Genomic DNA, 21,898 nt, shown 5'->3' with positions numbered 1-21,898 from the left:
CTGCGCGCCGAATGGACACGGAGTCGGAGAATCAACCGCCGAGCGCGGACCGCGTGCTGCGTCGCGCCCGCGTGCTCGCCGCCATCGCGCATCGTGGTCTGATCGAGCAGGACCGCGATCGCGATCGCGCGCGCGGTGTGCTCGCGCAGATCCGCCGCTGGATCGGGAACGAAGGGCTGCACGGCGAGCTCGAGCCCGAGGAGCGCGCCCGCATCGAGTCGGACGTGGGCGCGCTCGGCGCGGAGGCGACCGTCGCGGCGGTGTGGCGCTTCGAGGGCGCGGCGGTGCTCGGGTGGGCGCTCGGGCTGATGCAGCTGCCGCCGCACGATCGCGTGAACGACGTGGGCGCGGTCTCCACCGCGCTCGCGGTCGGCGGCTCGCTCCCCGAGGCGCTGCGCGCGCCGACGCTGCGCAGCGCGCGCTCGATCGATCGGATGCGCGAGCGGCTCTTCGCGATCCACTGGCGCGTGGTCGAGCAGCGGCTGCGTCCCGGCACGATCGATCTCGTCGCGTTCGCGCGCACCGCGTGGTTCGGGCCGCTCGAGGTCGACTCGTCGATGCTGGTCGACGGCGATCTCGGGATCGACGGCGCGCCGATCGCGCGCGCGAGCGCCGATGCGCTGCGGCGCGTGACCGCGATCGCGCGGGAGCGACACCAGGCGATCAACTGGCTGAACGGCGACGATCCCATCTACTCGGAGGTCGACGTCTCGACCTGAAGGTCGCGATCCGGCAGCATCGCGAATCGTGGACGATCTCGATCTGAATTCGTCGCGGCGCGGGGCGGAGAACGTCGTCCGGCGTTGCCTCGGCGTCGCGACGAACGAGCGCGTGGTGGTGCTGCACTGGCAGGCCGCGCCCCTCGCGCGCTGGCTGATGGACGCGATCGCCGCAGCGGGCGCGCGCGGCGAGTCGGTGTCGGCGGACGCGGTGCCCGAGGGCAGCGCGATGCAGGTCGAGCGGTGGGTCGAGGACGCGCTGGGCGATGCGCCCGCGAGCATCCTGATCGCGAAGCACGGTCTGCCGCCGTCGCTCTCGATGGCAGTGCTCGCGGTGGCGCGGAAGCGGCGGGTGCGGCACCTGCACCTCACGCGCGCCGACGCGAAGCTGTTCGCGCAGTCGTACCGCGCCGAGCCCGAGCGCATCGCGGAGATAAACACGCGGGTGCGCGATGCGCTCGAGGGCTCGCGACAGCTGCGCGCGCGGGCGCCGGGCGGCACCGACATCACGGTGACGCTCGATCGTGCGTACCCGATCCTCACGTCCGACGGACGCCCCTCGCCCGGCAAGCCCGACAACCTCCCGGCGGGCCACGCGTTCTTCCACCCGGCGTCGGTGTCGGGGACGTTCGCGCCCGATCGAGGCCTCATCGGCGCGCTGCGCATCGGACGCGATCGCGCGCCGAGCGCGCGCATTCGCTTCGAGCTCGAGGGCGGGCGCGTGCGCGCGGTCCACTGCGACGACGCGGAGCTGCGCGCCGAGATCGACGAGTACCTCGCGAGCCACGCGAACGCGGGGCGCGTGGGGATCATCGGGCTGCCGACGAACTACCTCGCGCGCGCCGAGTCGGGGCTCGAGGTGCAGGACGCCCTGCTGCCGGGGGCGAGCGTCGGGCTCGGCTACAGCTTCGAGGCCGAGACGCGCGCGCCGTTCGCGTGCCCGGTGCAGCTGCGCCTGCTCGCGCGGCGCATGGACGTCGACGCGGGGGCGCGCGCGCTGGTCCGTGCGGGACGCCTGGTCGACGATCTCGTCACCGGGATCGATCCGTTCCGCTGATCAACGATCGGTGTAGGCGCACGGGCTCGGGCAGCTCGCACGCGGATACGTCGTGAGCGCGGTCCGGACGACGTACTCGATCGGCTCCGTGGTCGCGCGCTCGAGGGCGCGCACCGCGAGGCGGAGCGTTCCGCCGCGGACGAAGCGGGGCTCGATGCAGCTGCACTGCGCAGCCGCAGCGATCGTGCGGGTCGACGTCGCCGCGTCCACACGCGTCCAAAGCGTGTCCGTCGCGTCGAACGCGAGCGTGATCGGCGCGCCGCTCGAGTAGGTCCCGACGGGCGTGCACGCGCCGTCGCCGGTGAGCTCGTCGCCGTCGCAGAACGTGACGCCGATCGCGAGCTCGCCGGGGGCGCTGCCCGACGCCGCGCCGTCCTCGACGTCCCACGCGAGCATCCAGGAGAGCCCCTCCCCGGGCGGCACCGAGGGCAGCTGGAGGTGGTAGGTGTCGACGTCGCTCGGCATCGCGTCGTAGTCGCTCGGCCCTCGCACCGCGCCCTCGCGGGCGCCGTGGCCGTAGGTGAGCGCGCCCTCGAGCGTCGTGCTGCCCGCGCCGGGCTCGGGATACGAGGCCGCGCTCGCGTCGTACGCCATCGTGGCGGCGGTGGGCTGCTCCACGCCGCCCGAGAGCCTCGCGGCTTCATCGGGATCGTCCACCAACGAGAGCGCGATCTCGGAGGTGGAGTCCACGGCGGCATCGCCCGCGTCGTGGGTGATGGTGACCGACGTCGTCGCGCTCGCGGGCGCGAGCGGGATCACGGTCTCGAACGACGCATGCTCCTCGGCTTCATCGCGATCGACGCGACGTGCCACGAGGCACTGTCGCTGCTCGCACGCGGCGTCGATCTCCGCGAGCAGGGCGGCCGACGCGCTCGCATCGCGCGGACACCGCGCGCGGCACGTCGCCGCATCGCTCCATCCGCCGACGAGCACCCGCAGGATCTGCTCGCCACGGAGCGAGACGACGCGCCAGGGCGGCGCGCTCGCGGTGCGCACCGCGACACGCAACACCTGCGGCGAGGGGTGGGCCGGCACGTCGACGCGCACGGAGTCCACGTCGCCTTGATGGTTCACGCGTGAGAAGGGGATCGTCGTCGACCAGGGCGCGGCAGCGACCGCGATCACGCGGCGCGGTGTGGTCGCATCGTCGAGCTCGCCTTCGTCGGCTTCGCTCAGCAGCACCACCTCGAGCCGGTACGGCGGAGAGCTCGGAGCCGCTCGGTCGCTCGACACGGCGATACGCACGGTGCGCGCCGCCCCGACGCGTCGCGCGATCGCGATCGTGGCCCCGCCGCCCACGCGCTGCTCCGTGGCTCCGATCGTCTCGCCGCCCGAGCTCAGGGCGAGCGACACGTCGCGCTCGATGCCGTCGGTCGTGAGGCTCTGCAGCCACGCGTAGAGCACGAAGGGCCCGGTCTCGGGCAGGACCACGTCGAATCCGTCGACATCGCCGTCGAAGCCCCACGTGCCGCTCACGACGCCGTGAGCACCCAGGGTGCCGTCAGGATCGCCTTCGAGCGCCAACGTGCGCGGCGGCTCCTCGGGGTCGGATGGTGGCCCCGCGTCGATCGCAGCGTCGTCGATCACCCCCGCGTCGATCCTCGCGGCATCGACGCTGCTCGCGTCGGGCCGCGACGCATCGATCGCGCCCGCGTCCGTCACGTCCCCGTCGTCGTCGCCGCACGCGATCAGCGCGAGCGACGCGAGCACGATCGCGATCGCACGCGTCACGAGGCGCGCGCCGACGTGGACAGCGCGTCGAGCGCCTTGAGCACCGAGAGCGGCTCGATCTTCCCGCGGCGTCCGGCGCGCTCGATCGCGGCCTCGACCGCGGTGCGGGAGTCGCTGTGCACGCCGGTCGGGATCGGCGGCGTCGCGATCCACAGGATCGCGGTGAGCACCCCGCGCGAGACCGCCGAGGGCAGAGAGAACTCGATGCTCGCGCAGCGCCGCACGAGCAGCTCTCGATCCTCGCGCCACCAGTCCGCGACGACCTTGCGCGCCGCGGCGTCGGGCGGTCCCGCGGCGCTCGGCAGCGCGTCGTACACGAGCGCGATCTTCTCGTTGGAGGCGCGCATGCGCGCGTTCACGTCGTTGCGCAACGACGTCATCGACTCCGCGTTCATCGGACCGACACGACGAGACACCAGCACCGGCGCGAACCGGTCGAGGAGCACGTATCCAGCCATCCCTCTGCTCCGGTCAGGGCGTCGCTGCGCTGCACTCGTCGCCGCTGCACGCCACGCTCGGCGGATCTTCTCCCCGCTCGAGCTCGCGCAACCAGTCGACGAGGCGACGGCCACCCACGTTGACCGTGTAGAAGTTGTCGTAGGGGACGATGCAGTGCTGCTGGCCCGGCGCCATGAACGACGAGAAGTTCGTCGCGCGATCCTCGATCTCCGCGACCGACATCTGCATGCGCTCGCTCCACTCCTCGACGCCGCTGCCGCCCATCGCGCGGAAGTAGAACGTCTGGTTGTCGTCGAGCGCGGTGTTGTACTGGCTCATGTGCTGCGTCGGGTACGCGTTCGCGATGCCCGAGTAGAGGTCGGGCAGCGCCATCGCGAAGATGTCGTGCTGCTCGGGATCGAGCGCCGGGATCCACGACGGGAACACCTCGAGCGCGTTCCACGAGGGGAAGCTGTTGCGGAAGAACTCGTCGGTGATGATGCCCGCGCCGCTGTCGCCGAACTGCAGGATCGGCACGCCCTCGTAGTGCCGCATGATGTGCGCGCTCCACATCACCGAGCCGTACGAGCCCGCGCTGCAGCCGGTGACGAGGATGCGCTCCGGCGACTCGAACGAGTCGTAGACCCAGTCGAGCACGGCGCGCGCGTTCACCGCGCCGCGATGGTGGATCGTGACCGCGCTCTCGCCCTCGCCGTAGGTCGTCGTCGCGTTGCCCCAGTGGATGTCGCCGGTGCAGTAGGGGATGACGACGTGCCAGTAGTCGGCGAACGGATTGTCGGCGTTCTCGTGATCGTAGAGGCCCGCGGGCTCGGCGTTCTGCACGGCGTCGCGGATCTCGTCGACCGAGTCGCTGAAGATCGCGTCGGCGACGCTGCACGTGAACTCGTCCCAGCACGCGCCGCCGCCGATGAAGTCGACGATCACACGATCGACCGCGCCGGGGCGCACGAAGAACGAGTACGGCTCGCCGCGCGAGCAGATGGTGTCGCCGCCTGGCGCGATCTCGGTCCACTCGCCGAGCGGCAGGTCCTCGGCGCGCGGCAGCGGCGGCGCGTCGGAGTCGTCACCGCATCCCGCGAGCGACGAGAGCAGGGCGAGCGCGAGGACGGATCGCATCGGAGAGGACATCAGCTCGCGATTCTGCCGAAACCGTCGGTGCGCTCCAAGCACGCGCCGGATTGATGGATTGAGCAACGATCACTTTTTCATTTGACGCATCGCGCCCCATCCCGTAGACCAGGCTCAACGTCATGGCGCTCCTGCTCTCGATCGCGCGCTCGTCGCGCTCCGGCCGCTCCGGTTCTTCCGGTCGCGCGGGCTCGCTCCCGTGCGCGGTGGAGATGCCGGCTCGCCCGTCGAGTGCGGTGCTCCCGTCGAGTCCAGTGGCCGCGTACTATCCGAGCCCGAGCCCCTAGGCGGATCCGTCGTCGCACACGTGTGCTGCGCGAAGGCCGCCCAGGGTTCCCCGGGGCGGCCTTCGTCGTTCTGGCCGCTCGTGCTCGCGGCGCGGATCGCCGCCCCTGCTCGCCCTCGAGCACCGCGACCATGCGCGCTTGCGCGTGATGAGACCTGCGTCATCAAACGCAGTTGTCTTCCGCATTCAATCGCAATTGTTCTCGACCACGGAGCGGACGCCGCGGGTGCGGCAAGTGGTCTGTAAAGCCGCGGCCCTTTCGGGCACGGGAGGTTCGAGTCCTTCCCGCTCCATTCGTTCTCGGCGCGTAGCCTAGTGGCTTCAGGCACTCCGTTTGGGGCGGAGACGACGCAGGTTCGAGTCCTGCCGTGCCGATCAGCATTCGTTCGGAGGGTGATCCGATCCGGGATCGGCGCGGTCTCGAAAACCGAGGGCACCCACGCGGTGTGGAGTTCGACTCTTCCGCCCTCCTCTCTTCTTCGTTCTCTTGGAAATCGAACCGGGCGAGGCCCGGGGCCGGCCGCTACCCGGCGCGCACCTCTTGCAGGGTGTGAGGGGCAGGACCTCCGATTTCCGCTCGTATACGCTCGTCGCGTGAGCACGGGACGCGACACGCCGCGGGCCCTCGGTCGGCCCGAGCGCGTCGGGCCGTACGTGCTGCGCGCGGTGATCGGCGTCGGCGGCAGCGCGGTCGTGCACGCCGCGATCGACGAGCGTGACGGACGACCGGTCGCGCTGAAGATCGCGAGCCGCAGCGCGGACTGGCGCGCCGGTTGGTTCCGTCGCGAGGCCTCGCTCGCCGCGCGGCTGCGCCATCCGCACGTCGTGCGCCTCGTCGCCGCGGGCACGCTCGACGACGAGCGCCCCTACCTCGTGCTCGAGCACGTCGACGGGCCGAACCTCGAGGCGATCGCCGACACGCTCGATCGCGATGCGATCGTGGAGATCGGCTCGCAGCTCCTCGACGCGCTCACGTACGCGCACGACGTCGGGGTCGTGCACTGCGACCTGAAGCCCTCCAACGTGCTCGTCGCGTCACGCGGGCCCGTCGTCGTGAAGCTCACCGACTTCGGGCTCGCGAGCGCGCGCCGTCCGCTGGTGACCGAGTGGCTCGGCTCGCGCGTGGTCGCGGGCACCGCGGGATACCTCAGTCCCGAGCAAGCGCGCGGTGCGATGCGCGTGGGCCCGCGCTCGGATCTCTACTCGCTCGGCGCGCTCCTCTACCGGCTGGTCACCGGGCACGCGCCGCACGACGCGGAGACGCTGTGGGCCGTGCTCGTGCGGACGCGGAGCGTCGACGTGGGCGCACCGGTGCCGCGCGCGGGACTGGCGATCGAGGAAGGCCTGCTCGAGGTGATCGCGCGGCTGCTCTCGCGCGAGGCCGAGCTGCGCTACGCGTCGGCGGCGCACGCGCGCGATGCATGGGAGCGCGCGGCGCGTGGTGCACGTCCTTCGTTCGCCGCGTCCCGCGCGACGACACGGCGCGATCCACGCGAGGCCGTCGCGACCGAGGCCTTCGCGGTGCCGCAGCCGACGATGCGCCTCGACCACAGCACGACGTGGAAGGCGGTGGGCGGCTCCGAGGTGCGTGCGCGCGAGCCGGGCTCGGGGCTGATCGTCGGTCGAGCGCGCGAAGTGGCGAGCGTGGTCGGTGCGCTCCGCGATCACGACGTGACGATCGAGGGCGCGCGCGGCATCGGTCGCACCCGGGTGCTCACCGCGGCGTGCGACGCGCTCGCCGACGAGGGCGCGCTCGTGGTGCGGGTGTCGGCGCCGCGCGGGAGCGCGAGCACCGCGCTCGGAACGCTCGCCGGTCTCGCGCTGCGCGCAGCGTCCCCGGCGTTCGATCGCGATGCGTTCGACGCGGCGGAGCGCGTCGCGAGCGCGCTCGACGACGCGGGGATCGCGCCGGGAGATCCGGGGCGCGACGCGCTGGTGGGCGCGCTGCTCGCGCTTCCGCTGCCGGTCGCGACCACGACCCTGCGGCTGTCGGCGTACCGCGCGTTCGACGCGCTGATCGCGCGCGCGGCGGCCGCACGACGGAGCGATCGCGTGGTGCTCGCGATCGACGATGCCGACGCGATGGACGCGGACTCGCGCGACGTGCTCGAGCGACTGCTCGCGCGCGAAGACGGACGGGTGCGCGCCGTGGTCACCGCGACGAGCGCGCTCGTGCTCTCGCGGGAGACGCGGACGATCACGCTGGCCCCGCTGGAAGAAGCCGACGTGCGCGCGCTGCTCGAGGCCCACGGTGTCGACGCGCCCGGGCTCGCTGCGCTCGCGGAAGGAGCGCCGGCGACCGCCATCGTGCTCGCCGCCGCATGGCGTCGCCCCGCGGGCGCATCGTTCGTCGATCGCGACGCCGCGCTGCGCGCGCTGCGCGACGCGCTGCCGGAGAGCGAGCGTGGACTGATCTCCGCCGCCGCGATCTTCGACGGCGATGCGCCCTTCGATGCGCTCCCCGACGTCGCGACCGCGCTCGGCGCGTCGGGCGTCGCGAGCCACGCAGCGGATCGCACGGTGCGGCTCGCGCGCGAAGGCCTCCTGGTCTCGGTGCCGCGTCCTGCGGCGCTGCTCGAGGTCGCGGTGCGCATCGGGTCCGAGCACTTGCGGCGCGTGCTCCTCGACGCGCTCGATCCCGACACGCTCGCCCGGGCCCACGCGAGCGCCGCGCGATGGCTCGCGCGCGAGTCGCACGACGACGGGCACGGATCGATCGCACGGCTCGCGGCCCACGCCGAGCACGGCGGCGCGCGCGCCCTCGCGGCCTACGCCTGGGAAGAAGCAGGACGCACTGCCGCGCCGGTCGACGCACCGCTCGCTGCATCGCTGCTCGAGCGCGCGCTCGAGCGCGCCGCGACGTGGCCCGAGGCGGCCGAGTCGGTCGACGTGCCGGCAGTGCTCGCGCTGCTCGCCGAGGTGATCACCGACGCCGGCGACGCACCACGCGCCGAGGCCCTCGCGATCCGCGCGCTCGAGGTCGCGCAGCCCTCGCGCGTCGTGCTCCGCGCGCGCATGCACGGGCTCCGCGCGCGCGCCCTCGTCGATCGTCGCGCCCTCGAGCCCGCGCTCGCCGCGATCGAGGAAGGCCTCGCGCTCCTCGGCCCCGAGGGCGATCCCCAGGAGCTCGCGAGCCTGCTCGCGCACCAGGGCTGGATCGTCGGCTATCTCCAGGGCGAGAACGCGCGCGGCATCGCGCTCGGGCGTCGCGCGCTCGAGGTCGCGGCGCGCATCGACGCGCCCGCGTTCCGTGCCTCGCTCTGCGGCAGGCTCGGCGCGAACCTCCTGCGCGACGGCGACTGGGACGGACAGCTCGCCATCAACCAGGAGGACCTCGCGCTCTCGACCCAGGCGCGCGATCCGCGGGGGACGATCCGCGCCCACGTGAACCTCGGCGTGTGCTTCACGAACCGCGGCGATCTCCCGCTCGCACGCGCGCACACCGAAGAAGCGCTCGCGCTCTCGCGCACCTACGGATGGCTCGCGCCCGCGCAGATCGCCCACAACAACCTCGCGATGATCGCGCTCGACGAGGGGCGCGACGACGAAGCGCGCGTCCACGCGCGCGAGGTGCTCGCGCTGCACGCGCGCCTCGGGCTGGCCCGCGGGATCGGCGAGACGTGGATCACGCTGGCGCGCCTCGCGCTGCGCGAGGGCGCGATCGACGAGGCCGAGCGCGCGATCGCGCAGGCCCGCGCGATCGCCGACGCAGCCGAGGACGAGGTCGCAGCGCGGGTCGCCGCCCGAGCGCGCCTCGCGGCGGGCGACGTCGAGGGCGCGCGCGCCGAGCTCGAGCCACGGCTCACGATCGCCGCGCACGATCCCTACGAGCGCGCGACCACCCAGCTCGTGTGGGCGGCCGTGCTCCGCGCGTCGGGGAATGCGAGCGAGGGGCTGCGCGTCGAGGCGGAGGCCGACGCGGTCCTCGCGCGGCTCGGCGCCGATCGGGCGCTCGAGCGAGCGCGCTGGGTGGGCTGACGCACGCGCGGGGGCGGGCGTCGACGGGATTCTCGGTACAGGATTCGCGGCCACGTCGATGGGGGATCGGCTCGCAGAGTCGCGCGAGGTGAGGCGTTCGCACGAGGGATCCGGGACGTTGCCCGAGCGGCCGCGCACCGGGGAGATCGTCGACGGCTACGAGATCGTCGGCCTCGTCGCGGGCGGCGGCATGGGCGAGGTGCTGCTGGTGCGCCGGCGTCGCGCGGGCGGCTTCGAGAAGCACCTCGCGATGAAGGTGATGCACCCGCATCACGCGATCGATCCCGCGATGGTCGCGATGTTCCTCGACGAGGCGCGCATCGCGTCGCAGGTCGCTCACGCGAACGTCGTCGAGGTGATCGACACCGGGATCCATCGCGGCCTGCCCTGGCTCGTGATGGAGCTGATCGACGGACGCTCGCTCGCGGAGGTCGCAGCGGAGCGACCACCGGCCGCGTTCCTCGCGCACGTGCTGGCGCGCGCCGCGCTCGGCTTGCATGCCGCGCACGAGGCCAAGGACCCATCGGGCGCGCCGCTCGGGATCGTGCATCGCGACGTGAGCCCGCAGAACGTGCTCGTCGCGCTCGATGGTCGGGTGAAGGTCGTCGACTTCGGCATCGCCGCGGCGCGCGGCCGGCTCGCGCACACCGCGACCGGCGAGCTCAAGGGAAGATCGGCTATCTCGCGCCCGAGCTGCTGCTGAGCGTGAAGCGACCGGCGACCCGCGCCGCCGACGTGTGGGCGTTCGGCGTGATGGCGTGGGAGTGCTTCGCGGGGCGTCGGCTCTTCGACGCCGAGGCCGCGAGCGCGCGGATGCGCCAAGTCGAGGCCGCGGAGATCCCCGCGCTCACGAGCGAGGTGCCGGGGATCGATCCTGCGATCGCGGCGCTGGTGCAGGGATGTCTGGCGCGCGAGGTCGAGGAGCGCGTGGCGTCGCTCGAGCCGATCGCGCGAGGGCTCGCGAAGGCCGCCGAGGCGAGCGGGCACACGAGCACCGAGCAGGTCGAGCAGTGGATGCAGGCGCGCTTCGCGTCGCGCATCCGCACCCGCGCCGCCGCGGACGAGACCACGCTGCCCGGTGGTGCGAGCCCGGTGCGCGAGGACGACGACGCGCCGAGCGCGGAGGACGCGCCGCCGGGCTCGGGTGTGCGTCGATCGCGCCGCCCACCGGCGCACGCGCCGCGGCGCTGGCCGCTCGTCGCGTTCTGGGCCGCGGTGATCGTCGGCATCGGGACGAGCCTCTGGCTCGCGTCGCGCGACGAGACACCGGCGCCGCGCGAGGTCGCGACCGACGCAGTCGCTCCGCCGCCGCCGCCCGAGGTCGTGCCGCCGCCTCCTCCCCCTGCTCCCACGGTCTCGCCCGCCGCGACCGAGCCCGTCGTCGTGGAGCCCGCCGCGATCGAGCCGCCGCGCGTGCGGCGGACGCGCGTCGAACCCTCGCCCTCCTCGCCGGTCACGATCGAGCCCGCGCCGATCGAGCCCCCCGCGGTCGTGCCCGACCCGACCGAGCCCCACGACGCGCCACGCGGCGCGCCCGATCTCCGCCTTCTTCCTTCGCCCTACGGCCGCGAATGACACGCCTCGCCCTCGCGCTCGTCGTCCTCCTCGTCGCGCCCCTCGCGCACGCGCAGGACACGTCGACCCTCGAAGCGCGCGCCCGCACCGAGTTCCACGCGGGAGAGCTCGCCTACGACGAAGAGCGCTACGCCGAGGCGCTCGAGCATTTCCTCCGCGCCCAGCAGATCGATCCCCACGACGTCGTGCGCTTCAACGTCGCGATCTGCCTCCAGCGCCTCGGACGATGGAGCGACGCGTGGCGCGAGTACCGCTCGCTCACCACCAGCGACGCGCTCGACGAGGCCCAGCGCGCCTACGCCGCCGAGCTCCTCGCCGATCTCGAGTCACGTCTCGCCGTGGTCCGCGTCACGACGTCCGAGCCCGCCGAGATCCGCATCGACGGCGACCCTCAGGGGCCCGCTCCGCTCGAAGCGCGCCTCGCACCGGGCCCGCACGTGCTCACCGCGCGCGCCGGCGATCGCGAGTCGATCCACCGCGTCACCGTGGAGCGCGGACAGCAGCTCGACGTCGCGCTCTCGCTCCCCGCGCCCGCCGCGATCGCACCGCCCGAGCATCGCGCCACGCGCACCGTGCTGCGCGATCCGAGCTGGCTCACCTACGTCGGCGCGGGCATCGCGGCGATCGGCATCGGCGGCACCATCGGGCTCGGCGTGCACGCGCAGTCGCTCTGGGACGCGTACCACACGCCCGGTCAGGCCACGCACGCGCTGCGCGACGAGGGCATGCTCGCGACCGACCTCACGAACGTCTCGATCGGCGTCGCCGCGCTCGGCGCGGTGCTCGTCGCGATCGACGTGATCCTGCTGCTCACCGGCGAGGGCGCGCGCACGGTCGAGATCGATCGCCCCTGATCGCGGGGCAGATAGATCGGCTCGCCGCTCCGGTCCCTGCCGTCCGCGCGCTCCGCGCGCTCCCGTCCGGGACCTCCGGGACGAGCACTCCCGAACCCGCTCGAAAATCCATCGCGCGCGAGGCGACCCACGCCTCGACGGATGCTCGCTCGTCTCGCTCCCTCGCCACGCCTCGTGCTGCGCGTGCTCGACGCCCCGGATCGCGATCTGCCCGTCGAGATCCCGCTGCGCGACGAGTCGCTCGTCATCGGACGCGCCTCGAACGGCCCCCGCTCGATCAGCATCCGCGATCCGCGCTTGTCGCGCTGGCATCTCTCGGTGACGCGCGAGGGTCGCAGCGCGCGGGTGCGCGACGCGAGCACGAACGGGACCTTCGTGATGCGCGAGGGCGCGCGCGCACGGCGCGTGCGGTACGAGGCGATGATCGGCGACGGAGACGTGCTGCGCGCGGGCGACACGTTCCTGCTGCTGCGCGAAGTGCCGGACGCCGAGGGCGACGTGGAGATCGAAGGCCTGATCGGTCGCGCGCCCCGCATGGTCGCGCTGCGCGCGGCGGTCGACGCGCTCGCGGCATCACGATCGAGCGTGCTTCTCACGGGCGAGAGCGGCACCGGGACGTCGGCGATCGCGCGCGCGCTCCACGCGCGTAGCGGGCGCATCGGCGCGTTCGTGGCGATGCGGGGCAGCGCCCTCGCCGGCCCCGCGTCGGTGGCCGCGCGGATCGAGCAGGCGCGCGGAGGCACGTTGTTCCTGAGCGACGTCGACGAGGTCCCGGCGGCCGCGCAGGTGACGCTGGTGCACGATTCCACGCGCGAAGCGTGCATGCGCGTCGACGTCCGGCTGATCGCCGCGTCCCATCGCGATCTCTCGCGCGCGATCGCCGACGGACGATTGCGCTCCGACCTCCACGCGCTCCTCGCCGAGCGGACGCTGGTGGCGCCACCGCTGCGCGATCGACGCGAGGACGTCCTCCCGATCCTGCGTCACGCGCTCGGCGCCGACGCGCCACCGCTCGCGCCATCGCTCGTCGAGGCGCTCCTCACGCACGACTGGCGCTTCCACGTGCGCGAGCTGCTCACCGTCGCGACCGAGCTGCGGGTGCGGGGCGCCGGCGCGACCAGCCTCGAGCTCGACCTCGTCGCGGCGCGCCTCGACGCACCGCACGCCGCGACGCCGAGCGTGGGCCCGGCGTCGGGCGTGCGGTCGAAGCTCGGCGCACCGAGCCGCGAGGACGTCGAGCGCGTGTGGCGCGAGGCCGACGGCAACGTCAGCGAGGTCGCGCGGAGGATGAGGCGATCGCGCAGGCAGGTGCGGCGATACCTCGAGCAGTACGGGATCACACCGGTGCGGTGAGCTTCAGTCCGACGATCGCGCCGACCAGCATCACGAGGCACACCACGCGCGCGGCGCTCACCGGCTCGCGGAACAGCACGATCCCGAGCACCGCCGCGCCGAGCGCGCCGATCCCGACCCACACGCCGTAGGCCGTGCCGATCGGGATGTCGCGCGCCGCACGCGCGAGGAGATACATGCTCGCGACGATCGCCGACGCGGTGAGCACGCTCGGCAGCGGACGCGTGAATCCGTCGGTGTACTTCAGCCCGATGGCCCAGCAGACCTCGAGCAGACCGGCGACGACGAGAAGAGCCCATGCCATGACGAGAGGAACGTCCTTCCTCGCGTCGTCTTGTCCTCACCGGGTACGACGCGCCTCGTCCGGGGCACGGATGCCGAGCCGAGATCTACGGCGCTCGCACGCGATGTCCAGCCTCGTCCAGCTGGAGCGCTCGCCCTCAGATCTTCTCCTTCACCTGGAAGCGGATCCCCACGCGCTGCAGCCGCTCGCGCAGTCGATCGCCCATCGCCACCGCGGGCGTGATCACGCCCGCCCGGTGCGGCAACGACGCGCGATCGAGCGCGAGGCAGAGCGCCGACTCCGCCACCATCTTCGCGGTCTCGTCGTAGCCGGGATCACCCCCGCTCACCGTGGTGATCACACGGTGGCTCGCGGCCTCGCCGATCAGCGTCAGCTCGAACCACGAGCGCGCGCGCGCCGCGGCATCGGGCCCTTCGCCGGGCTTGCGCACCTGCTCGAGCAGCTCGCGCGTCGGCCCCAGCTGGGCGAGCGCCGCGACCCCACCGACGCCGATCGCGAGGCCGAGCACACCGCGCAGGTTGCGCATGCGCAGGTGATGTCCGAACTGGAAGTCGGGCCCGAACACGTCGAGCGCGCGCGCGCTGCGCAGCACGACCTCGTTCTCGATCGTCGGCATCGGCACCGCCCACGCCTCGAGCTGCGGCACCCAGCGAACCCGTCGCGGCATCGGCCGCACGCGCCGCGCGGCATCACGCGGCCGCGGTCGCTTGCGCCCGACGGTGTTCTCGCGCGCGTTCGCCATCCCGGTGATCGCGGTGTTCCAGGTGCCGCCCGAGAACGTCGCGCGCATCCGCACGAACGCCTCGATCGTCATGGGCGCGCCTTGGGGCAGCATCTTCGCGGTGAAGAGCGCGCCGAGATCGTCGGGGATGCTCTCGAACCCGCAGCTGTTCACGATGCGCGCGCCGCGCTCGCGCGCCTTCGCGTCGAAGCGCTCGACGCAGCGATCGACGAACGCGGGCTCGCCGGTGATGTCGACGTAGTCGCTGCCCGCCTCGACCGCGGCCTCGACGACCGGCTCGCCGTAGCGCGCGTAGGGCCCGACGGTCGTCAGCACCACGCGCGCCTTGTCGGCCATCGCGCGCAGCGAGCGCGGATCGTCGACGTTCGCGAGGACTGCCTCGCGCGGCGGGCAGCGTCGGGTCTCGAGCTCGCTGCGCAACGCGAAGAGCCGCCGCTCGTCGCGCCCCGCGATCGCCCAGCGCGTGCCGTCGGGCGCGTGCTGCGCGAGGTGCTCACACACGAGGCGCCCGGTGAACCCGGTCGCGCCGAAGACCACCACGTCGAGCGCGCGAGATGTGTCCGCCATGCGCGCGAGAGGCTACCGCATCACCGCGGCGCTTCGATCACCGGACCCGACGGGCGCACGTCGACGACGACGTCCTGGTATCCGAGCGAGCGCACCAGCGCCTCGACCGTGCGCTCCGCGTTCGTCGACGCGCGCTCGAGGATCCCGGCCTCGATCGCGCTCGCCTGGAGCGTGCGCTCCGCTTCCCGGCGCGCCTCGCTCTCGAGCTGCTCGCGTCGCATCGCGAGCACGTCGGTCCGTCGCGAGTGCACGAAGGTCCGCTCCGAATCGAGCCGCGCCGAGAGCACGCGCGCGGGCGGCAGCGTGACGCGCACGCGACGCGTCTCGGGATCGACCACCACGTCGCCCTCGCGCAGCTCGCTCAGATCGACGCCCGCGATCACGTCGGCCGCGGCGACGAGCAGGATCGAGTCCTCCGCCTCGAGCAGCCCGAACACCCGACGCTGGGTGCTCGTCAGCTCGATCACCCGCTCCATGTGGAACGACGCCGACTCGAGCCGCGCGAGATCACGCACCGCGACCACCACGTCGGGCCCCGATCGCACCGTGCGCGACTCACCGTCCGGCACCGCGACGTGCGCGAGGTTCCACCCGAGCTGCACCACCCCCGCGCCGATCGACGCCATGAGCAGCACGACCAGCACCCACGCCCCGCCGCGCACCACTCGCCGCTGCGGCCCGCTCGGCGCACGCGGCTCGCGCTCGTTGCTCACGTCGTTCTTCTCGTCGCGCATCCGATGTCCCGCTGACACGCCGCGCATCCACCCGCACGACGCACGCCGATCATCGCGCATCCCCGATCATCGATCACGCACCGCGCATCACGCGCCTCACGGCGCGCGCTGCGCTCACCCGACACCACGCATCCCTCGCCTCACGGCGCGTGCCGCGCGACTCACCCCAATCCCGCGCGAAAGGCGCGCCGTCGCGCGGCTCCGCCGCGCGCTGCGACCCGCGAACGCGCGAGGCGCGCGAGCAGCGCGACTCGCTCGTGAGCTCTCCTCAGCCTCAGCCAACGAGGGTGCACACGCCGTCCACGGCGCGGGGGCGTGGGTCCGGCGCTCCCGCGCAGCGGGGCCACACGACGTCGACCACAGACCGTTCAGGTCGAGCGCGGCAGAGCGCAACGCGCGCGCCGCGATCGACCCTCCGCCACCCGAAGCTCGCGCCCTTCGCGATCAGCAGCCCGCGAGCACCGGAGCGACGGACCCACGCCCCCGCGCCCGGCCGAAGCGCGGGTGACCTCGAGATCACCTCAGGGCGCGCAGTGGTACATGCAGACGAACACTTCGACCGGCCCGCTCGGGCACGGCACCTCGTACACGTCGACGATGTGCGCGTCCTGCAGCGGATCCCCGGTGAGCGGTCCCGAGTACGCGTGGGGTCCCACGTTCCCTCGCCGCGCTGCCGCGCCCGCCCCGGGATCTCCGCCCAGCGGGTTCGGCTGTCCGCCCGGGCACTGGAAGTCGCGCGCCACGAACAGATAGCTCTCCTGCGGTCCGCACGTCGGCACCGGGTGCTCGCGATCCGCGCCGATCAACCCCGCACCGCCGCCCGCGCCGCGCCCTGCCCCGCCGTAGCCCGACCGCCCGAGCACGTCGGCCTCGCTCGGCGCGCTCGCGCCCTCGCCGAGCACACCCGTGCTCGCCACGCGCTCGCCCTGCTGGTTCGCGGCGACGGTCTCGGGCAGCGGCCCGCTCGCATAAGGCGACGACGCCGAGCGCGCGGTCTCCGCGCCCGACGTCGCCGGGGTCTCTCGCGCCGTCTCGCCGCTCCCGCCGCCGCCACACGCCGCCGACGCGAGCCCGAGCACGATCGCCGCGATGCTCGCGCGCATCACGTGTAGAGCTTCTCGATCTCCGCGCCCCAGCGCTGCATCACCACGCGGCGCTTCAGCGAGAGCTTCGGCGTGAGCATGCCGTTCTCCTGCGTGAAGTCCTCGGCGATGAGCTTGATCTTCTTGATCTTCTCGAACTGCTTGAACTCGCCGCTGTACTTGTCGATCTCACCGCGGAGCAGCGCGACGACCTTCTCGTCCTCGAGCAGCTCGCTGCCGCGCTTGTGGATCTGCTGGGCCTGCGCCCACTCCTCGAGCTCCTTCATCTCCGGCACGACGAGCGCGACGTTGAACGGCTTGTTGTCGCCGTGGATGAAGGTGTTCGCCACGTACGGCGAGAGCTTCAGCTTGTCCTCGAGCGGCGCGGGCGCGACGTACTTGCCGTTCTCCAGCTTGTACTGCTCCTTGATGCGCCCGGTGATGTAGAGGAAGCCGTCGTCGTCGAGATAGCCCATGTCACCGGTGCGGAAGCCGCCGTCCTCGGTGAAGACCTTCTCGTTCTCCGCGGGCAGGTTGTAATAACCCTGCATCACGTTGTGCCCGTAGACGACGACCTCGCCGTTGCGCGGATCGCCCGTCGCACCGAGGTCGATCGCGATGCGCACGCCCGGGATCGCCTTGCCGACGCTGCCGATCTTGCGCGCGCCCGGCCAGTTCGCGGTCGCGATCGGCGAGGTCTCGGTGAGGCCGTAGCCCTCGTAGACCGTGATGCCGAGGTTGTCGATGAACTCGGCGACCTCCTTGCTGATCGCCGCGCCGCCCGAGAACGCGTAGCGCAGGCGACCGCCGAAGCGATCGCGCACCTTCTGGAACACCAGGCGATCGAACACGCGCTGCTTGAAGTCGGCGAAGCCGCTGGTGCGGCGCTGCTCCGCGAGCTTCTTGCGGTACGCCGCGTTGCTCACCGCGCTCTCGAAGATGCGGCGGCGCACCGGCGTCGCCTCCGCCATCTGCTTGTGCAGGCGGTCGTAGATGCGGTTGAAGATGCGCGGCACGCTGAAGAGCAGCGTGGGCTTCACCTCGCCGAGGTTGTCGATGATCTTGTCGACGCTCTCCGCGATGCCCATCGAGGCACCCATCGAGAAGAGGCCGTGCAGCTCGACGGTCTGCCCGAAGCTGTGCGCCCACGGCAGGAACGAGAGCGAGCGGTCCTCCGGCGACATCGGGAAGACCTCGTGCATCGCGCTCACGTTGCTCGCGAGGTTCGCGTGCGAGAGGCGGACGCCCTTCGGGTTGCCCGTGGTGCCCGACGTGTAGATGAGGCCCGCGAGCTCATCGGGCTGCGGCTTCTCGTTCGGGACCATCTTCTTGCCGCGTGCCTTCGCGCGCAGATCGCTCCAGCCGATCGAGCCGTCCTTCGCAGCGCCGTCGACGACGATGACGTGCTGCAGGTCCGGCGTGTTGCTGCGCAGGCCGAGGATGGCGTCGCGGATCTTCTCGTTCGCGCAGATGACGACCTTCGCGCCGCAGTCCTTGAGGATGTACTCCCACTCCTTCGGCATCTGCGACTCGTACATCGGGACGAACGCGGCCTTGCGCCCGTACGTCGCGTACGCCGCGATCGCCCACTCCGCGCGGTTGTTCGCGATCATCGCGACGCGATCCCCGACGCCCACCCCGAGCTCCGCGAGCGCCGCGCGCACCTCGTCGGTCTGCGCCGCGAACTCGCGGTACGTCAGCCACTTCCACTCGCCGTTCCTCTTCGTGCCGAAGAGCGGTCTCTCGGCGAACGAGGTCGTCGCGTGCTCGTAGATCGCGACGAGCGAGTCGAAGCGCGGCTTGAAGCCTTCGGTCGCCTTGCGGGAGCGCGGCGCGGTGGTGGGTTCCGTCGTCGTTTCCATGGGAGTTTCGGGAGGGTAACAGCGCCGACACCGTCCATCTAGCCCCCCGGCCGCGCGCGGAACCGGCGATCCGGGCCATTCGCCGGCCGGCGGGGCCGACCGCCGCTCACCGCGTGCTCGATCGACTCGACGATCCACGCGCTCACTGCCCGCACCGCCGGCACCCTCGCGAGATCGCGGTGGACCAGCAGCCACGGTGATCGCGGTACCGGACCGCGCGCGATCGGCACTTCGATCAGGCCCGCGGGTCGCGCCAGCGCCTCGGGCAGCAGGGCGATCCCCGCGCCCGCGACTGCGCTCGCGAGCAGCGCGCGCGTGCTCGTGGTGCGCATCACCAGCGCGTCCTCGAGGCCGCTCTCGCGGAACCAGCGCACCTCGGGGATGAGGCCGTAGCCCTCGTCGTAGCCGAGCAGGCGCTCGCACGAGAGCTCGAGCGTGTCGGGCGCGCGGCGATCGAGATACCGCGCGCTCGCCCAGAGCCCGAGGCGCAGCGCGGGAAGCCGCTTCGCGATCAGCGCGGAGTCGGTGGGGCGCGACATGCGGATCGCGAGGTCGGCCTCGTGCCGCGCGAGGCTCACCAGCGCCGCGCTCGATCGCAGCTCCACGCGCACGTCGGGCGCGCGCTCGATCAGGCGCGGCAGCCGGGGCGCGAGCAGGTCGGCGATGACGCTCTCGGTGGCGGAGACGCGAACCCGCGACGTGCCGCCCTCGCGGAGGACGAGCGCGGCCCGCTCGAGCTCTGCCGCCTGGGCCTCGATGGGCTCGGCGAGCGCGACAATGCGCGCGCCGTGCACCGTCGGGCGTACTCCGTCGGGACGTCGCTCGAGGAGCGGCAGGCCGAGCGAGGCCTCGAGCGCGTCGATGCGCCGCGAGACCGTGGTGGTCGCGACCCCGAGCCGCTTGGCCGCCGCGCCGAACGAGCCGGTGCGCGTGACCGCGAGGAAGAACGCGAGATCGCCCCAGTCCATCGCGGGCAGTGTAGCGTTCTCGCAAGGGGGTCTTGCATCTTCGCAACACCCGTCGCGAACGAGCGTGGCGCACCTTGCGATCGACGGAGGTGCGCGATGCAGGAGCTGGTCTTCGTGGAGCGCGGGAAGCTCGAGTGGCGCGAGCGCGATGCGCCGCGGATCGAGGGCGCGGGCGAGGCCTTGGTGCGGCCGCTCGCGGTCACGCGCTGCGATCTCGACCGTGCGATCGTGACCGGTGTGTTCCCGATGCCGGGACCGTTCGCGGTGGGGCACGAGACGGTCGGCGAGGTGCTCGAGGTGGGCAGCGCGGTGACCGGCGTGGAGCCCGGGGATCGTGTGGTGGTCCCGTTCCAGATCTCGTGCGGCGTGTGCGACCGCTGCGCGCGCGGCTTCACCGGATCGTGCCGCGCGGTGCCGCTGCGATCGTCGTTCGGGCTCGCGCCGCTCTCGGGGCGCGAGTGGGGCGGTGCGCTCTCCGACGTGATCCGCGTGCCCTACGCCGACGCGATGTTGGTCGCACTGCCGCCGGAGCTCGATCCGGTGATCGCCGCGGGCGCGGCCGACAACGTGAGCGACGGATGGCGCACCGTGGCCGAGCCGCTCGCACAGCTGCCCGGCGCGCCGGTGCTGGTGGTCGGCGGCGCCGCGGAGAGCATCGGGCTCTACGCGGTCGCGTCGGCGCGCGCGCTCGGCGCGAGCGAGGTGGTGTACGTCGATCACGACGAGACGCGGCTCGCGATCGCCGGTGCGCTCGGGGCGCGTGCGATCCCCTTCGCGCGCGACGCGACGCCGGGCCGGTTCGCGATCACGGTGGACGCGAGCGCGCGCACCGAGGGGCTGCGTCTCGCCCTCGCGTGCACCGACGTCGAGGGCACGTGCACCAGCGTCGGCGTGTACACGACCGAGGTGCCCTTCCCGCTGCTCGAGCTGTACTCGAAGGGGATCCGCTTCCTCACCGGTCGCGCCCACGCGCGCGCCACGCTGCCCGAGGTCCTCGCGAAGCTGGCCGATCGCACCCTCGCGATCGACGCGATCACGATGACGCGGGTCGCGTGGAGCGAAGCGCGCGAGGCGTGGGGCGAGCCCGCGACGAAGATGGTCGTGACGCGCGCGTGAGGAGGGTCGCGAGCACGACGTTGCGCGCTGAGCTAGAGAGCGCGCCGCGTGGATCTCTGGATTCTCCAGGCCGCTCGGGTGCTCCAGCGGGACCGGCGCCGCGAGCGCGGCAGCCTCGACTCGCTGGTGCACGGAGAGGCGCTCGCCGAGCACGCGGCGGATGGGCTGGATCCCTCGCTCGCATTCACGCTGCGCCTCGCACGTGCGCTGCTCGGGTGCGGGATGCCCGCACAGCGGGTGGAGGAGTCGCTCCATCGGCTCGCCGAGGCGCTCGGCTTCGAGATCGACGCGTTCTGCACGCCGACCGCGCTGCTCGTGACGATGTCGAAGGAGGGCGCGACCGCACCGCAGGACGTGCGCACGCGGGTGGTGCGCGTCGAGCCGGGCGCGACCGATCTCGAGCGGCTGAGCGCGCTGCACGATCTCGTGGGGCGTGTGGAGCGCCGCGAGATCACGCCGGGGGACGGAGCGCGCCGCATCGAGGCGATCCTCGCGCGCCGGCCGCGATGGAACGACACGTCGATCGCGCTCGCGTTCGGGCTGGTGTCGATGGCGGCGTCGATCCTGCTCGGCGGTGGCGGCCTCGATCTGCCGATCGCCGGCGCGCTCGGCGTGCTGGTCGGGGTGCTCGACGCGATCGGACATCGGGTGCCCGCGGTGCAGCGGCTCTTGCCGGCGCTCGCCGCGAGCTCGGTGTCGTTCCTCGCGTCGATGCTCGCGTGGCAGGGCGTGCCGGTGCGGCCGAGCGTCGTGCTGCTCGCGTCGATCGTCGTGCTGCTGCCCGGGCTCACCGTGACGACCGCGACGCTCGAGCTCGCGACCGCGAACCTGGTGTCCGGCACCGCGCGCTTGATGGGCGGCGTCGTGACGTTCCTTCAGCTCGGGTTCGGCGTCGCGCTCGGCCTCGAGATCGCGAAGATGTTGCCGCACATCCCAGCGCCGCTGCCGCCGGACGCGCTGCCCGCGTGGGCCGTGCTCGTCGCGCCGCTGGGCTCGGCGCTCGGGTTCACGGTGCTCTTGCGCGCGAAGCCGGCGGACGGAGTGTGGGTGCTGCTCGCGGTGGTGCTCGCGCTCGCGGGATCCCAGCTCGGCGGTCGCGTGATGGGCGCCGAGCTCGGCGCGTTCGTGGGCGCGCTGGCGGTCGCGAGCGCGTCGCACGTGTTCGCGCGATGGCGCGATCGCCCGGTGAACCTGATGCTGGTGCCGGGGATCCTGTTCCTGGTCCCCGGGAGCATCGGGTTCCTGTCGATCCGATCGCTGCTCGAGAACGACGTCGAGGGCGCGGTGAGCACCGCGTTCCGCATGGCGATCATCGCGATGGCGCTCGCCGCGGGCATCCTGGTCGCGACCGCGGCAGTGCCCCCGCGCCGGGCGCTCTGAACG

General features: G+C 72.9%; 18 protein-coding genes, 2 tRNA genes and 1 riboswitch. Of the genes, 11 read left to right on the top strand and 9 right to left on the bottom strand.

Annotation, left to right across the window (positions count from 1 at the left end):
* The first annotated feature begins 11 nt into the window (after positions 1–11).
* Both I5071_RS40925 and I5071_RS40920 read left to right on the top strand, forming a co-directional pair.
* Entirely contained in the window at positions 12–719 is a 708-nt protein-coding gene (locus I5071_RS40925) for a DUF4272 domain-containing protein (protein WP_236518828.1), read from the top strand.
* Between the two features lie 28 nt (positions 720–747).
* On the top strand, positions 748–1,776 hold the full coding sequence (locus tag I5071_RS40920; protein WP_236518827.1) for a hypothetical protein: 1,029 nt from the start codon (positions 748–750) through the stop codon (positions 1,774–1,776).
* Here I5071_RS40920 and I5071_RS40915 read toward each other — a convergent pair whose 3' ends face one another.
* From I5071_RS40915 to I5071_RS40905, 3 genes are read right to left on the bottom strand one after another with little or no spacing between them, the layout of a single operon-like run.
* Entirely contained in the window at positions 1,777–3,507 is a 1,731-nt protein-coding gene (locus I5071_RS40915; protein ID WP_236518826.1) for a hypothetical protein, read from the bottom strand.
* Positions 3,504–3,965 (bottom strand): hypothetical protein, encoded by a 462-nt coding sequence (locus I5071_RS40910; protein WP_236518825.1) that lies wholly within the window; start codon positions 3,963–3,965, stop codon positions 3,504–3,506. The genes I5071_RS40915 and I5071_RS40910 overlap by 4 nt, the downstream gene beginning before the upstream one ends.
* A 13-nt stretch (positions 3,966–3,978) precedes the next feature.
* A complete protein-coding gene (locus I5071_RS40905; RefSeq protein ID WP_236518824.1) occupies positions 3,979–5,082 on the bottom strand; it encodes a pectinacetylesterase family protein in 1,104 nt (367 codons plus the stop codon).
* 508 nt (positions 5,083–5,590) lie between these two features.
* Here I5071_RS40905 and I5071_RS40900 point away from each other — a divergent pair.
* The 7 genes from I5071_RS40900 (at position 5,591) to I5071_RS40875 (ending at position 13,140) form a co-directional block, all read left to right on the top strand.
* Positions 5,591–5,673 (top strand) — tRNA-Tyr (locus I5071_RS40900).
* 8 nt (positions 5,674–5,681) lie between these two features.
* Positions 5,682–5,755, top strand: a tRNA-Pro gene (locus tag I5071_RS40895).
* Positions 5,756–5,974: 219 nt separating this feature from the next.
* On the top strand, positions 5,975–9,358 hold the full coding sequence (locus I5071_RS40890; protein WP_236518823.1) for a serine/threonine-protein kinase: 3,384 nt from the start codon (positions 5,975–5,977) through the stop codon (positions 9,356–9,358).
* Between the two features lie 88 nt (positions 9,359–9,446).
* Positions 9,447–10,061, top strand: coding sequence for a serine/threonine-protein kinase (locus tag I5071_RS46750; RefSeq protein WP_268921193.1), 615 nt, complete (start codon positions 9,447–9,449; stop codon positions 10,059–10,061).
* Between the two features lie 2 nt (positions 10,062–10,063).
* On the top strand, positions 10,064–10,933 hold the full coding sequence (locus tag I5071_RS46745; RefSeq protein WP_268921192.1) for a hypothetical protein: 870 nt from the start codon (positions 10,064–10,066) through the stop codon (positions 10,931–10,933).
* The gene (locus I5071_RS40880) at positions 10,930–11,787 is read left to right on the top strand and encodes a tetratricopeptide repeat protein (protein ID WP_236518822.1); all 858 of its coding nucleotides are present in this window, start codon (positions 10,930–10,932) and stop codon (positions 11,785–11,787) included. Before I5071_RS46745 ends, I5071_RS40880 begins: the two co-directional genes overlap by 4 nt.
* A gap of 141 nt (positions 11,788–11,928) precedes the next feature.
* On the top strand, positions 11,929–13,140 hold the full coding sequence (locus I5071_RS40875) for a sigma 54-interacting transcriptional regulator (protein WP_236518821.1): 1,212 nt from the start codon (positions 11,929–11,931) through the stop codon (positions 13,138–13,140).
* Here I5071_RS40875 and sugE read toward each other — a convergent pair.
* From sugE to I5071_RS40845, 6 genes are all read right to left on the bottom strand, one after another.
* Entirely contained in the window at positions 13,124–13,444 is a 321-nt protein-coding gene (sugE, locus tag I5071_RS40870; RefSeq protein ID WP_236518820.1) for a quaternary ammonium compound efflux SMR transporter SugE, read from the bottom strand. The genes I5071_RS40875 and sugE overlap by 17 nt on opposite strands.
* A gap of 19 nt (positions 13,445–13,463) precedes the next feature.
* A riboswitch (guanidine-III (ykkC-III) riboswitch) is annotated at positions 13,464–13,527 on the bottom strand.
* Between the two features lie 53 nt (positions 13,528–13,580).
* Positions 13,581–14,753, bottom strand: a complete 1,173-nt coding sequence (locus tag I5071_RS40865; RefSeq protein WP_236518819.1) for a saccharopine dehydrogenase family protein — start codon at positions 14,751–14,753, stop codon at positions 13,581–13,583.
* Between the two features lie 20 nt (positions 14,754–14,773).
* On the bottom strand, positions 14,774–15,487 hold the full coding sequence (locus I5071_RS40860; RefSeq protein ID WP_236518818.1) for a DUF4230 domain-containing protein: 714 nt from the start codon (positions 15,485–15,487) through the stop codon (positions 14,774–14,776).
* Positions 15,488–16,008: 521 nt separating this feature from the next.
* Positions 16,009–16,590: a hypothetical protein gene (locus I5071_RS40855; RefSeq protein WP_236518817.1), complete on the bottom strand. Its 582-nt coding sequence runs from the start codon at positions 16,588–16,590 to the stop codon at positions 16,009–16,011.
* Positions 16,590–18,431 (bottom strand): AMP-dependent synthetase/ligase, encoded by a 1,842-nt coding sequence (locus I5071_RS40850; protein ID WP_236518816.1) that lies wholly within the window; start codon positions 18,429–18,431, stop codon positions 16,590–16,592. Before I5071_RS40850 ends, I5071_RS40855 begins: the two co-directional genes overlap by 1 nt.
* A 38-nt stretch (positions 18,432–18,469) precedes the next feature.
* Complete coding sequence (locus tag I5071_RS40845) at positions 18,470–19,399, bottom strand: LysR family transcriptional regulator (protein WP_236518815.1); 930 nt, start codon at positions 19,397–19,399, stop codon at positions 18,470–18,472.
* A 96-nt stretch (positions 19,400–19,495) separates the two neighbouring features.
* Here I5071_RS40845 and I5071_RS40840 point away from each other — a divergent pair, with 96 nt between their 5' ends.
* Both I5071_RS40840 and I5071_RS40835 read left to right on the top strand, forming a co-directional pair.
* Positions 19,496–20,515, top strand: coding sequence for a zinc-dependent alcohol dehydrogenase (locus I5071_RS40840; protein ID WP_236518814.1), 1,020 nt, complete (start codon positions 19,496–19,498; stop codon positions 20,513–20,515).
* A gap of 48 nt (positions 20,516–20,563) precedes the next feature.
* Positions 20,564–21,895 carry a threonine/serine ThrE exporter family protein gene (locus I5071_RS40835; protein ID WP_236518813.1) on the top strand — a complete coding sequence of 444 codons (1,332 nt, stop codon included), beginning with the start codon at positions 20,564–20,566 and terminating at the stop codon, positions 21,893–21,895.
* Positions 21,896–21,898: the final 3 nt, after the last annotated feature.

The sequence above is a fragment of the Sandaracinus amylolyticus genome, from assembly GCF_021631985.1.
In the GTDB taxonomy this organism is placed as follows: domain Bacteria; phylum Myxococcota_A; class Polyangia; order Polyangiales; family Sandaracinaceae; genus Sandaracinus; species Sandaracinus amylolyticus_A.
The sequence above is the reverse complement of the archived record's forward strand: the minus strand, read 5'-3'. Positions and strand labels throughout refer to the sequence as shown.